The following is a 12629-nucleotide window of genomic DNA, read 5'->3' on the forward strand; positions in this document are numbered from 1 at the left end:
GAACTTCAGCCGCTCTTCCATGACGTTACACTCCTTCCAAGGCACCTTGCTCTCCTTGCAAAGGGCCCAAAGTGTAACCCATCTATCCGGAATGAACTGTCACCCATCTCTCGGGAAGGGCACCAAGCACTTAGCTTATAGACTGCCCTTCGGTTCCTTCAGCCAAAACCCCATCTGGGCTACATCTCATGCTTTCCCGATCGATCGACGCACACGAACTTTATGTGCGCATAGGACATCATCTGTCGGCGATGCCGGCCCGCATGGAGGCTTACAGTCCGGAAAAGCAGGTCTGGATCAGCAAGGCTGTCGCGCTGGTCGAAGCTGTTGGGGATCTGGTTGACATGGGTCGTATTACAGAGGTGGCTGAGTGGTATCCAACCCATCCGGCAATTTACGGTCCAAGCGTCTGGGGCATTCTTCAAAGGGCGCTGGCGCGCGCTGAACTCGCGGCGCCGGCCGCGACCTCTGGGGCGTTTCTGCCGGTAGGGAATGCCATGGACGCCATGTCCGCCATCGGCAAGGTTCTCAAGGAAGCTCGATCCAGGCTGCTCATCGTCGACCCTTATCTGGATGAGACGATTCTGACCGACTTCGCTCCAATGGGCGCCGAAGGCGTGAAGATCGATCTTTTATGCGACGGCGCCTCTGTGAAGGCCACACTGGCGCCGGCTGTTAGACGATGGTCAGCCCAATATGACGCCAAGCGCCCGATCGAGGCGCGAACCACGGGCGCCCGACTGCTGCATGATCGACTTATTATCGTCGATGATGCCAAGGTCTGGAATGTGAGTCAGTCATTCAAGGATCTGGCAGCGAGGTCCCCAGCGTCGATAACAGTGGTGCCGGCCGAAGTCGCAGTGCTTAAGATTCCGGCCTACGTCGACATGTGGACAGCCGCCGCTCCACTCTGAGCCCGCGTGAGGCAGCGGGCCATCTCTAGATGCGCGTAGTGCCATTCTCCCCACCACCAAAATGTCGTATCGGCGGCGGCCGATCGTCGCTTCGCCCTTGATCTGATCGACAGCCCACCTCAACGATTCCGACCAGTGCGCGAACAAACCCAACCATATCGTTTGCCGTGATGGCTGCCTCGTCGGGACTTTGCCCAATGTGCTCGGCGGCTTTGCAACATGACAGCCGGATGAGATCGTAGTGTAAATCCCTTTCATCCTCTGGCAGCGCCGCTAATTTCATGGCTCGGCGATGAATCAACCGCAGCAATTGTTCGAGAGCTGTTCCGACACTCATGCGCTTGCTCCGCATTGGTCGAGCGTCCCCGGCGCTACAGGCGCGCGTTGGTACGTCGTATACCCGTCCTCCGTGCGGAAGGCTGCATCAGAAGCCGTTAATATATCGTGCATTGCTAATATAATACACTTCGCAAGAAGCCGCCCCTGCCCTAGACCCGAGCGGGCGCTGAAGCAAACAGAGCCGCCCGCGCTATCCTGAGGTGGTCAGTTCGCGACCTTGACGAGAAAGCTGGTATCGCATTCACGACGGTTCATCGCTACGAACAGACCGGAAATGCGAGCGAGACCACGAAGGCAAAGATCGTCGCGGCCTACGCTGCGCACAATGTTGACATCACGAATGGCGAAGGCACCGGAGCTAGGCTGCGGACGACATGACCATTTTCTATCACTTCACGTCGGCCGATGCTCTCTTCGGCATAGGGCTTCACGGGCTTATGGTACGTCCAGCCTTTCGCCATGACGCCTAGCGCTCTCAGCCAAGGATCATTTGAGCTAGCACAATCGTGAGAAGCATTGATGCCGGGAACGGCGATGAAACAATACGCCTCAACGATCCTGTTTTGCCGCTTGTCCATGTGGGGTGCCTCCTCGACCCGCACCTTGTCGCCGATCTCCGTTACCGAGCGCCTATGTCCGAAGGCAGGCTCGTCGAGAAAGGCCCCCGCCTTTAACAGCTCTCGACGAGCCGTGCGCCGCTTTACCCCCGGACAGCACAACGCTCTCGCAGTCTGCTTCGAGCGTCAAGCGACTGTTCCGTTCGCATGTTCGTTCGCGCGATCAGGTTGCCCCAATGTCACATTCGGTGGACGCGTACGATCTTGCCAGATCTTGCCAGCCCGCCCTGCCGGTGGCCATCTTATCGTTTGAACGTCGGCTTCCAGTCGCTGTTGAGCTTCGCGTGTGGCTTTCGTAGTCAGGGACAGATGTGAAGAACACCGGCCGGCGATCACGACCAGCAGCTTCGCATGCCGAGCAGATGAACAATCCGGCTAGATCCTGATGCATTGACCCGTGATCCGGTCCGAGCGGTCAATCGGCACTTGGATGTCGAGGCGGGTCGACCTGCAGCACATAGGGTGCCCACAGGTGACATAGACTGTTTCGCGGGCGGCCAGGGTGTCGGCGAGGGTCTTCTGAGGCAAGACGATCTCCGTTGAGGGGTTCGCCGCAACGGGAGGATTATATTCCTAATTATATACTTGACATAGCTGACGCCTTGGACGATAAATGATTCCAAGGAGTTAGACCGATGAACCTCACCGCAACCATGTTCCACGACAACGATGCAGCCCGCGAGCATCTTGAAGCGATCCGCTGGGCCGATGGCGTCTATTGCCCACATTGCGGCAACACGGACGGTGAGACGATCCGCAAGCTGGCTGGCAAGTCCACGCGGCCCGGCCTGTTTCAGTGCAACGCTTGCCGTGAGCATTTCACCGTGACCGTTGGCACCGTCATGGAACGCTCTAAAATCCCGCTGGCGAAGTGGGTGCTTGGCTTCCATCTCTATGCCTCATCCAAGAAAGGCATGAGCGCTCATCAGCTTCACCGCATGCTTGGCGTCACCTACAAGACCGCTTGGTTCATGGCGCACCGTATCCGCGAAGCCATGAAGGAAGATGTTGCATCGTCTGGCCCGCTTGGTGGCGAAGGCAAGATCGTGGAAGCCGACGAGACCTATTTCGGGCCGAAAGACACGATCAAGAAGCGCACCATTCGCGGCAAGCCGTCCAACTCGTCCAAGCGTTCTATCGTGGCGCTGGTCGAGCGCGGCGGCTCTGTCCGTTCCTTCCATGTCGAGCGCGCTACCAAGGCGTCTGTCCGCGACGTTCTGGTCCGCAATGCCGACCGTAAATCGACGCTCATGACCGACGAGTCCAACTTCTATCCGATCACCGGCAAAGAGTTCGCGGACCACGCTACGGTCAAGCACACTGGCGGCGAATACGTTCGTTACGAAGCCGACCGCATCGTCCACACCAACACGATTGAGAACGTGTTCTCAGTCTTCAAGCGCGGCATGGTTGGCGTGTATCAGCATTGCGGCGAGGCTCATCTGCACCGCTACCTTGCCGAGTTCGATTTCCGCTACAATCGTCGCGCCGCACTCGGTGTTACCGACAGCGAGCGGTCAGACGATTTGATCCGTGGCACGTCTGGAAAGCGGCTGACCTATCTACAAACTGACCAAGCCGGTCACGCCTAGGCAGAAGGCCAAGGCATTCTTGCGCTGGCGGAAGCGTCAGCGCTTTCGATCCGAAGATTGACTCTTCTGTTTCTTTGGCTTCCCCTTCGTCTCGTGCTTGGACGGAGGGGTTTTCATTGCGCGACGTAATGCGTCGTCGCGCCGTTGCTCAATCTGTCGTTCGTCAAGCCGTTGATCGTGCGGTTCGCTTTGTCCCGTTGGTGTCATGGCGTATCAATTCAGTCCTATCAGGTTGGCAATGGCCAGAAACGACGAGATGCGAAAGAGGGTCGAACGGCTTCTGGCCGAAGGCTTTCGCGACGACGATATCACAAAACTGCTTCTGTGGCTGCGAGAGCGAAGCTATGGCGTTTCCTCAGTGCGGGAGATTGGCGATTTCGTTGCGCACTCGGACACGAAGACGAAAGGTGTCGTAACCCAGGATCTAAGAGACTTTTTCCGTTACCTGGAACTTCGAACGAGTAGGCCCAACGAAAAAGGAAAAAAGCCGGCGTTCTTGCAAATCGAACTGAAAGACCTCCCTCCCGACTTCCGGGAGATCGTGATGGCGCGCTTCAACCAGCTTGATTCCTCAGAAATCAAGCCGACGGGCTTGAAACGAAAGACCGCCAAGGCTGCCATTGAGTCTGCCCTCAAAAAATTTTCCGTTGGAGCGAACGGGACACTAAACTTGCAAACTAAAATGACAAAAGAAGAAGATTTAATTCTGTCTTGCGCCCTCAATTCGTTTTTCCCTAAGACAGCTCTATCGCAGTCTGCCCTATGGCGTGATTTTTGCTTCGTTCTAAAAAAGAATAACTTGCTAAGAGATGGCGAGGAAAAGCAGCTAAAACCCGTAGAGCGCGGCCTCGTTCTTTTCTCGCTTGTCGCTATGCATGGCACGGAGATTACGCTTGCCAGCGGACCTGTTGCCAAACTGAAAGTAATGAAGCGACCAGACGGAAAACTTTGTGTGTCGGCGAACGGACTTTGGAACATGCAAGGAGGATTTGGTGGCGCTGTTGTACCTGTGTTTGATACCGACCTCTTGGCCAGCGATTGTTGTGACCCCGCACTGGACCTTGATGAAAAGGACACACGTCCGCTGGAGGTCGGTGCCGATCTTAGGCTAGTAGCGCTCTGACGGGCTTATCTCGGCGAAGTGCTCCATTGCGCGCTGTTCGCATACTTCGAGGCTTTCGATCACGCCACGAAGATTGAAAATTGTCTCGCGAGCAAATTCGTTGAAACGTGGGTCGATACTACCAGCCGCAATGAGCAAACCAGCATTGTGATCTAACAGCCCGTTCACGATCTCGGGCCAATCATTTCCGTGCACCGCAGCCAGATCGGCAAGCCTAGCGGCTAAGATTTTCCTCGCACGTCCTGCTTTGTCGTTGGCCACGGGAAATCTTCCTAAGTTCCATTACATGCCGGCCTGTCCTTCGAATCATTAGCAGCGGAAAGTCGCTATGTCACGTATATAATTAGGATTATATTCCTGCTTCAGCCTCGCCTGCCACTACCTTGAGGTTGCGCGAAAAAAGTCCAAGGATGTGAATTTGGACCAATCCGCGCAAAAGGATCGCCAAAGCGGAGCGCTCCTTGCATTTTAGCTAAATTGGCTGTGGAAGTAGTTCATGAATTTCCGAGCGGGGGCTCATGATCACAGACCTTTTCCTCACTGGCGTCGCAGCATTTTCAATGCTTGTCCCGCCCTACTTCATCCTCAAGTGAGGTGGAGCGGTCTGGTCTTTTGCGTATCCCTGAAATCCAGCAGCTTGGCATGGCTCAGCTTCTCCTCGCCCTTCAGGAACCGCACCCGGCCGACTAGACCAGGTTTCAGCCATTCGGCCTTGTCGCTCTTGAGCCTTACAGGCGCCGGTCCGCCTATCTTGCCTTGGACGCGGTCCCAAAGGCGCTGCCGCTTGTCTGCCTTGAAGGTAACGAAGGCGGCGCCGGCATACCGACCCTTGTCGGCCATCAGCACCATCGCCGGCTTGCCGGCTTCCCGCTGCACGCCAATGATGTCCATTTGCCAGTTCATCGTCGGGCCGCTGCGGTACGGGCTGTCCTTGCGCTTCGACACCATCCCCTCCAGACCAGCCTGGTCGACAAGGTGATAGACAGCATCCCCCGTGCCTGGCATAGCCTCGCTGAACTGAATGCGGTCGCCGGTAGGAACAAGCTCCTGAAGGATCTCGCGACGGTCCTCTGCCGGCATGTCGCGCAGATCGTGTCCGTTCAGGTGTAAAAGATCGAATGCAACCAGATACACGTCGCGCGATGGATTGCGGCTGGTGACGGCTGACTGAAGCGCGTGGAAGTCGGACAGGCCCGCCTCACTAATGGTGATCGCCTCGCCATCGATGATGAAGTCTTCCGCCTCGATCGCCGCCGCTTCGCCTGCGAGCTGGATGTAGCGGCCCGTCCAGTCGTAGCCGTTCTTGGTGATCAGCCGGATGCCGTCTTCGTCCTTGATGACCTGGGTGCGGTAGCCATCAAACTTGATCTCGTGGAGCCAGTCATCGCCGTGCGGTGGCGTATCGACCAGTTCGGGCTCCATCGGATGGATAAACTTCCAACGCATGAAACTGACTCGCGAATCGCGACTCAATTAGGATGCGCTTAATTAGTTCCGGAAAATTTTAACGAATCGTTGACCGCGCTGTCCCATTCTAGGACGGCGCGGTCAAACCCCAACCGGGCTGCGCAGGCGGCTCCGGCACTCAAGCGCCCGCCCCCANGTCGGAGCCGCCACTGCACACCAAATTACCATCGATGGTTGAATCAACCGTTACCGCACGTGCTTTCCAGTGTGCGTTCCTGATCATTAGACTTTGACGGAACGGAGGGATGGGTATCGCGCTAAAGTAGTTCCGGGAACATTTTAGATGAACTGAAAGTTCGATGGGGATGACGAAGCTATCGGACCTCGGCCCGCCGATCCCCGGAAAGTTGCACGGCGGCGCAGACATCCGGAAGAGAGCATAGCGGCAGCGACGCCACCTTCGTGGCGCCGCCATCATTGTCGAAATCAAGCCGCGATCCCGCCGCGGTCGGAATTCATGCCGCCCATCCAGGGGAGCGGAGCAAGCGGCTCTTGCAGGATTTTGACGGATCTTGCGAACCCGGCGACAGCATCACGCGCGACCGACAGTGAAACCTGGCCGTCGTAAGCACGCTGGCAGGCCCGGAAGGCGGTTTCGAAAATCGGGCCCCGCCGCTCCCGTGGCCAATCATGCAAGAAGTCGAAAGCGTCTTCGAGACATCCCAGCTCTTGAATGAACTGGCCATTGCTTACCAACACCGGTTGATCGAACATCCTATCGCCCATCTAGACCTCCTTTCGGTTGAGCGAACCAGTTTGCTGAATCGGCTTGTCACGCGGCTGCATGCTCAGGCTCCGCGAACACGCCACCATCTCCGCGTCTGGGCGGGACCGCGACATACGCGGGAACCGGCGGCGGATCATCGTCGTCATCTCGCCAGGGATACCGCAACCAGCTGCGCCTGGCTTTGTCGCGACGCCGATCTGAGGATCGGCCGCCGCTCTCCTGCACCCTGGAAACCGGCGGCTTGCGTCCAATTTTGTCCAACTGGTTGAGAGCACGAAGAATATCGCCGACCTCCACAATGGCGCCGTTGTCCAATCGACGTAAGGCAGGCCTGCCCGGAACCGCATGGACATCGGAAGCCCAAAAAGCGAGCAAAGCCCGTTTTGCGCCGATCGTCATCTCCTCTTTCAGCACGTCATCAGGCGTCTGCAGCCCAGCGTATTCCGCGGCGAGATTTTTCGGTTCAGGTTCATGATAATCGTAAGCTTCGGATCTCATCTCCATTCTCCGCAATCTGTGCCTCCCGGCAGAGCCAGGAGGCAGGCGACAAACTGGATTGCAGGGTCAAGCTACTTCGCGCTCCGGCTCTGCGTTCAGCTTGATGGCTTCCTTCTTGTCGGATTTCTTGAGGGGAAGCCCTTTGGCTTCGGAGCTGATCTCGATGCGCCGGGGCTTGAGTACCTCGGGCACTTCGCGGATCAGGTCCACCGACAGCAGGCCATTCTGGAGATTGACTGCCTTGACCTTGACGTGGTCTGCAAGTTTGAACACCTGCTTGAAGTTGCCTATCGCCAGACCGCGATGGAGGATTTCCCGATTTTCCTGATCAGGTTTCCTCTGTCCGATCACGGACAATTCGGGTCCGTTCTGCACAAGCTCCACTTCGTCGAGACCGAAGCCGGCGACAGCCATCGTGATGCGATAATCATTGTCGCCATTCTTCTCGATATTGTAAGGAGGCCAGTCCGAACGCACGCTGTTTTCGAGCATGTCGAAGAGTCGGTCGAAACCGACCGTTGTGCGGTAAAGGGGGGCATAATCAAAGCTTCTCATAGCCATATCCTCCGTGAAGCAACATGGGGTTATGAGGCCGCCGCGGCGTCGCCGCGGCGCCATTTTGTCGAGCCGTAGCCTCGACGGAAAACGATCTGGGAATCGCGTTTTTTCTCTTCAAGAGGTCGTTGCTAAAATTTTTTCGGAACGCATACAGGCGATATTCCCAGCGGGAGAATGCGCTGTTTTCACCCGAGCGCGAGGGCTTCGTTCTCCAATCCGAAGCCCTCTAGCTTGGGCTCAGACCTGCGCCAGGCCTCCATCGACGAAAACCTCGCCGCCGGTCATGAAGCTGCTGTCCGAGGACGCCAGGAACGCAGCCACGGCGCCTGTCTCGGAGGGGTCGCCCATCCGCCCGAGCACGGTGGTCGCTCCCATCGCTTCCATCCCCTCTTCGCCCAAGACCTCGAGCGCCAGTTCGGTCGTTGTCGGCCCCGGTGAGAGCACATTGACGCGGATGCCCGTTCCGCGCAGGTCCAGCGCCCAGCTGCGCGCCAGGTTGCGGACCGCCGCCTTGGTCGCGCTGTAGATGCTGAACGCCGGCGTCCCCATCACGCTCGTGCTCGAACCGGTCAGGATGATCGACGCCCCCTCGGCCATGAGCGGCAGGGCTTTCTGCACCGTGAAGACCAGCCCCTTCACATTGAGGTCGAAGATGTTGTCATAGTGCTCGGGCGTGATTTCGCCCAGCGGCGCGAACGCGCCGGTCCCGGCGTTGGCGAGCAGGATGTCGACCCCGCCGCGCTCGGCCTTCACCGTCTGATAGAGCCGGTCGAGGTCGGCCATGTGGGTTACCGAACCGCGCACCGCCCTTGCATTGGGGCCGAGCTGCGCCACCGCGGCATCGAGCGCCTCTTGCCGCCGACCGAAGATGTAGACGAACGCGCCTTCGTCGATGAACCGCTGGGCGGCTCCGAGTCCGATGCCGCTTCCGCCGCCCGTCACCACTGCCGTCTTGCCCTGTAGTCTGCTCATGATGTGCTCCTTTGTTGAGGTTGCACTCACTTGGCCACCCACCCACTTATTGACAAGTATGCACCTTTTGGTAAGTGGGTAGAAATGTCATCAAATCGCTCAGAGCCGGCCTCGTCGCGGACACAGGCTCCGCCGCCAGCACAAAATTGCACGCCGACGATGCCTGGTTTCACCTGCGGCCTCGACGCGACCCTGCGGCTCATTGCCGGCAAGTGGAAGCCGCTGATCCTTTACTTCCTCGCTCAGGACGGCCCGATCCGCTACGGTGAGTTGCGGCGAGCCGTCCGCGACGTCAGCGACAAGATGTTGATTCAGCAGCTCAAGGAGCTGGAGGGCGACGATCTCGTGAAGCGGATCGACTACAAGGAGATCCCCCCGCGGGTGGATTACAGTCTCACGCCCTTGGGCCGCGGCCTGGCCGAGGCCCTCGTACCGCTATGCTCCTGGGGCACGGAAAACATGGCCGAGGTCACCCGCCTCTTCGCCGAGCGCGAGGCCTTGAATGGCAAAGGACGCGGATCTCTCCGGGGCGACTGAAAATAGTCATTCGCTCTTCCGTCTTCTCGGCTCGCCTTCGGCAACGCGGCTCGATGTCATCATGGCCGATTGATCGGCTCCGGCGAGCCTACGGTTCCAGAACTCCGATCCGGAAAATCAACAAGCGCTCACGGCTTGCGCGCGGTTGTGCGCCGCGCGATAGATGTGCCGGTTCAGGGAGGAATCATGGGGAGAATCTCGGCATCGGTGCTGCTGCTCGCGGCTGCGCTTTACGCGAATTGTGCCCTGGCACTCGACAGCAGCGGCACGCCTGTCGTGGTCACGCCGCTGGCTTCGCGCACCACCACCGCGTCCGGGCAGCCGATCACGCTGCCGCAGAAGAACGTGCAGGTGCTGGTATCGACTTACGACATCGCGGCGGGCGCGACCTTGCCGGTCCACCGGCACCCCTTCCCCCGCTATGCCTATGTCGAGGCCGGGACGCTGAAGGTCACCAATGTCGAGACCGGCAACAGCAACACCTACAAGACGGGCGATTTCATCATCGAAATGATCGGCCAGTGGCATCAGGCCACCAACATCGGCGATGGCCCGGTCAAGCTGCTGGTGATCGATCAGGTCGAGGAAGGCACCAAGAATACGGAATTGCGCCAGTAGCCAAGGCGATGCCTGCGCCCCGAAGGCGGGAACGCGATGCGCCGCCCGCCTTCCCCCGGTCGCCGACAATCGGCCCGCCCCAAGCGCTCGATCCAGCGCTCAGCCCCAGGAGCCGACCATCTGTCGTGTCGTCGCGTTCAGCCGGTTGAAAGCGTTGATCAGGGCGATCTGGACAACGAGCGCGGCAAGCGCCTTTTCGTCATAGTGCCGGGCAGCTTCGTCCCAGACATCGTCCGGCACGGCGTCTGCCCGGTCGGCGAGCCTTGTGCCGGCCTCCGCCAGCGCCAGGGCCGCGCGTTCGGCATCGGTGAAGTATGGCGTCTCCCGCCATGCCGCCAGCGCAAAGATGCGCTCGTCCTTCTCGCCGGCCTTCTTCAGTTCGCGCGCATGCATGTCGACGCATAGGCTGCAGGCATTGATCTGGCTGGCGCGCAGATGGATCAGCTTGCGCGTCACATAGGGCACGTCGGCCGCCTCGGTCGACTTGTCCAGCGCCAGCAACGCCTGCAGTGCGCCTGGGATAAGCATCACCGGGTTCTTGATTCTCGCTTGCATGGTCTTCTCCTTTGAAACCGTGTTTCGGTAGGGCGTGTTTTGCCGAGCCCGGAAGCGGAGCCTCCGGGCGCGAAGTGTTGCGATCGGCAGCGTGCCGACCGGTTTGGTCGAGAAAGGGTTCGGCCGTCAGCCTTGCTTCGTGGCCACCTGCTCCAGCCGTTCCAGAATACGCGGCCAGCCGCTTCCCATACCGACATATCCGCGCTCGTCGGCGGGCCGGAACCCCGAATGCTCCATCCGCACCCGGGTCGCCGCACCTTCGGGCGTGAGCGACCAGGTCACCATGGTCTTCAGCCCGCTGTCGGATTCGCTTCCGTCGCCCCAGCTATAGGCCAGCAGGCGCGGCGCCTCGACTTTCAGCACCACGCAGTTCGTCACCCCGGACCAGCCTGGCACCGGTGCCGCCCGGAAGGTGAAGCGATGCCCCTCCTGCGCCGCGAAATCGTTCTGCATGAGCCACTCGGCAACGAGTTCAGGCACGGTCAGTGCGCGCCATATCTTCTCCGCCGAATGCGGAATCAGCCGCTCGACGACGATCGATTTGGTTTGCGTCATGCCTTGTTCCTCCTTGCCGTGTTCGCGCTGCTGGGGCGAAATCAATAACTCGCCAGCTATGAATTAACCTATAACTCCGCAGTTATACAACTGTCAAGCCGGGAAATGCCCGCCTGGTCCAAATGGCGGCCTGCCGTTCACGCTTTCGCGCCGGCCGCCCGGGTGCTAGGGCTTTCCGCGACATCATGGACTGGATCATCCCTTGACCGCTGAAACTCGCCCACCGCTGATCGAAATCTGTGTCGAAGGCATCGATGGCCTGCTCGCCGCGCAGGAGGCCGGCGCCGACCGGGTCGAACTGTGCGCCAGCCTTGTCGAAGGCGGCATCACGCCGAGCCTAGGCACGGTGCGCGCCGCGCTGGATCAGGCCACCGTGCCGTTTCACGTCATGGTGCGGCCGCGCGGCGGCGATTTTCTCTACAGCGAGACCGAATACCACTCGATGCTCGCCGATGTCGCAGCACTCCGCGACCTCGGCGTGCCCGGCGTGGTGTATGGGTGCCTGAACGCCGATGGCACCATCGATGAACGCCGCATGGGCGAATTGACCGAGGCGGCGGGTCCGCTGAACGTCACCTGTCACCGCGCCTTCGACATGACGCGCGATCCCAGCGAGGCGCTGGAAGCGCTGATACGCTGCAAGGTTGGCCGCGTGCTGACCAGCGGCCAGCGCGACACCGCCATCGAAGGCCTGCCGTTGCTGGCGGAGTTGGTGCGACAGGCAGGTGACCGGATCATCATCCTTGGTTGCGGCGGGCTCGATCTCGGCAACATCGCCGAGGTGCGCGCAAAGACCGGGCTGGCGGAAATGCATTTCGCCGCCCTCAAGGAGGTGCCGAGCGCCATGCGCTACCGCAACCCAAGGGTTGGTATGGGCGGCTCCGATCTCGACCGCGAGTACCGCAATATTTTGACCGACACCCCGCTGGTGGCGGCAACGATCGCGGCGGCCAAGGCATGACCTCCCCTATCAGCCGCGTATCGCAGGGCGACGAAGCCTCTATCCTCGCCCTCAACAACGAGCATGCCGCCGAACTGTCGTGGCTCGAAGCAGAGCGGCTGTCCTTCCTGCTCGGCGAAGCGTTTTACGCCAGGCGCATCGGCGATCTCGAAGCCTTCATCATGACCTTCGACCAGGACGCCAGCTACGACAGTCCGAATTTTGTCTGGTTCCGCGAACGCTACGAACGCTTCGTCTATGTCGACCGTGTCGTGGTGGCCGCGCATGCGAGGGGGCGCGGCCACGCGCGCCTGCTGTATCAGGATCTGTTCGACCACGCCCGGCGCGCCGGCCACACGCTGGTCACCTGCGAGGTCAACAGCGACCCGCCCAACCCCGCCTCGGACGCCTTCCACGCCGCGCTCGGCTTCGCCGAAGTCGGCGACGCGGTCATCCATGGCGGCAAGAAGGCGGTGCGCTATTACGCGCGGCAGATCGTTGCCTAATCCTGTGGCGCTGGTGGCGCCATCTGGCCGAGAAATGAGACGATCGGCTAACGGTCAAGGCGAAAATTCGTCCTGCCCGTAGGGATGGCTGGCGTGCCGTCCGCGCCGCGA

At 59.7% G+C, this 12629-nt stretch carries 17 protein-coding genes; 7 read left to right on the plus strand and 10 right to left on the minus strand.

Annotated features, from left to right (window positions below):
* The first annotated feature begins 188 nt into the window (after positions 1 to 188).
* Positions 189 to 914 carry a hypothetical protein gene (locus tag X741_RS01000000167230; protein ID WP_023780337.1) on the plus strand — a complete coding sequence of 242 codons (726 nt, stop codon included), beginning with the start codon at positions 189 to 191 and terminating at the stop codon, positions 912 to 914.
* A 25-nt stretch (positions 915 to 939) separates the two neighbouring features.
* Here the strand turns inward: X741_RS01000000167230 and X741_RS1000000170085 are convergent, their stop codons facing one another.
* Together X741_RS1000000170085 and X741_RS1000000170090 are read right to left on the minus strand one after the other, a co-directional pair.
* Positions 940 to 1251, minus strand: coding sequence for a hypothetical protein (locus X741_RS1000000170085; protein ID WP_140780136.1), 312 nt, complete (start codon positions 1249 to 1251; stop codon positions 940 to 942).
* Between the two features lie 313 nt (positions 1252 to 1564).
* Positions 1565 to 1831: a hypothetical protein gene (locus X741_RS1000000170090; protein ID WP_156937954.1), complete on the minus strand. Its 267-nt coding sequence runs from the start codon at positions 1829 to 1831 to the stop codon at positions 1565 to 1567.
* 674 nt (positions 1832 to 2505) lie between these two features.
* On the opposite strand from X741_RS1000000170090, the gene X741_RS139870 reads away from it, so the two are divergent.
* The gene (locus X741_RS139870) at positions 2506 to 3462 is read left to right on the plus strand and encodes an IS1595 family transposase (protein WP_023780338.1); all 957 of its coding nucleotides are present in this window, start codon (positions 2506 to 2508) and stop codon (positions 3460 to 3462) included.
* A gap of 238 nt (positions 3463 to 3700) precedes the next feature.
* Positions 3701 to 4585: a hypothetical protein gene (locus X741_RS139865; RefSeq protein WP_156937955.1), complete on the plus strand. Its 885-nt coding sequence runs from the start codon at positions 3701 to 3703 to the stop codon at positions 4583 to 4585.
* On the opposite strand, the gene X741_RS139860 is transcribed toward X741_RS139865, so the two are convergent.
* The 6 genes from X741_RS139860 to X741_RS139835 form a co-directional block, all read right to left on the minus strand.
* Positions 4571 to 4846, minus strand: a complete 276-nt coding sequence (locus X741_RS139860) for a hypothetical protein (RefSeq protein ID WP_023780340.1) — start codon at positions 4844 to 4846, stop codon at positions 4571 to 4573. The genes X741_RS139865 and X741_RS139860 overlap by 15 nt on opposite strands.
* A gap of 324 nt (positions 4847 to 5170) precedes the next feature.
* Complete coding sequence (locus tag X741_RS139855; RefSeq protein WP_023780341.1) at positions 5171 to 6031, minus strand: ATP-dependent DNA ligase; 861 nt, start codon at positions 6029 to 6031, stop codon at positions 5171 to 5173.
* 447 nt (positions 6032 to 6478) lie between these two features.
* The gene (locus tag X741_RS139850; protein ID WP_023780342.1) at positions 6479 to 6778 is read right to left on the minus strand and encodes a DUF982 domain-containing protein; all 300 of its coding nucleotides are present in this window, start codon (positions 6776 to 6778) and stop codon (positions 6479 to 6481) included.
* Positions 6779 to 6824: 46 nt separating this feature from the next.
* Positions 6825 to 7277: a hypothetical protein gene (locus tag X741_RS139845; protein ID WP_023780343.1), complete on the minus strand. Its 453-nt coding sequence runs from the start codon at positions 7275 to 7277 to the stop codon at positions 6825 to 6827.
* A gap of 66 nt (positions 7278 to 7343) precedes the next feature.
* On the minus strand, positions 7344 to 7832 hold the full coding sequence (locus X741_RS139840; protein WP_023780344.1) for an Hsp20 family protein: 489 nt from the start codon (positions 7830 to 7832) through the stop codon (positions 7344 to 7346).
* Between the two features lie 240 nt (positions 7833 to 8072).
* On the minus strand, positions 8073 to 8807 hold the full coding sequence (locus X741_RS139835; protein WP_023780345.1) for an SDR family oxidoreductase: 735 nt from the start codon (positions 8805 to 8807) through the stop codon (positions 8073 to 8075).
* Between the two features lie 159 nt (positions 8808 to 8966).
* Here X741_RS139835 and X741_RS139830 point away from each other — a divergent pair, with 159 nt between their 5' ends.
* Positions 8967 to 9344 (plus strand): helix-turn-helix domain-containing protein, encoded by a 378-nt coding sequence (locus tag X741_RS139830; RefSeq protein ID WP_023780346.1) that lies wholly within the window; start codon positions 8967 to 8969, stop codon positions 9342 to 9344.
* A gap of 186 nt (positions 9345 to 9530) precedes the next feature.
* The gene (locus X741_RS139825) at positions 9531 to 9962 is read left to right on the plus strand and encodes a cupin domain-containing protein (RefSeq protein WP_023780347.1); all 432 of its coding nucleotides are present in this window, start codon (positions 9531 to 9533) and stop codon (positions 9960 to 9962) included.
* 99 nt (positions 9963 to 10061) lie between these two features.
* Here X741_RS139825 and X741_RS139820 read toward each other — a convergent pair whose 3' ends face one another.
* Together X741_RS139820 and X741_RS139815 are read right to left on the minus strand one after the other, a co-directional pair.
* Positions 10062 to 10517, minus strand: a complete 456-nt coding sequence (locus X741_RS139820) for a carboxymuconolactone decarboxylase family protein (protein WP_013895073.1) — start codon at positions 10515 to 10517, stop codon at positions 10062 to 10064.
* Between the two features lie 126 nt (positions 10518 to 10643).
* The gene (locus X741_RS139815) at positions 10644 to 11072 is read right to left on the minus strand and encodes an SRPBCC domain-containing protein (protein ID WP_023780348.1); all 429 of its coding nucleotides are present in this window, start codon (positions 11070 to 11072) and stop codon (positions 10644 to 10646) included.
* Between the two features lie 202 nt (positions 11073 to 11274).
* On the opposite strand from X741_RS139815, the gene X741_RS139810 reads away from it, so the two are divergent.
* Together X741_RS139810 and X741_RS139805 are read left to right on the plus strand one after the other, a co-directional pair.
* Entirely contained in the window at positions 11275 to 12033 is a 759-nt protein-coding gene (locus tag X741_RS139810) for a copper homeostasis protein CutC (RefSeq protein ID WP_023780349.1), read from the plus strand.
* Positions 12030 to 12518: a GNAT family N-acetyltransferase gene (locus X741_RS139805; RefSeq protein ID WP_023780350.1), complete on the plus strand. Its 489-nt coding sequence runs from the start codon at positions 12030 to 12032 to the stop codon at positions 12516 to 12518. The genes X741_RS139810 and X741_RS139805 overlap by 4 nt, the downstream gene beginning before the upstream one ends.
* Positions 12519 to 12629: the final 111 nt, after the last annotated feature.

The sequence above is a fragment of the Mesorhizobium sp. LNHC221B00 genome (assembly GCF_000502935.1).
GTDB lineage: Bacteria > Pseudomonadota > Alphaproteobacteria > Rhizobiales > Rhizobiaceae > Mesorhizobium > Mesorhizobium opportunistum.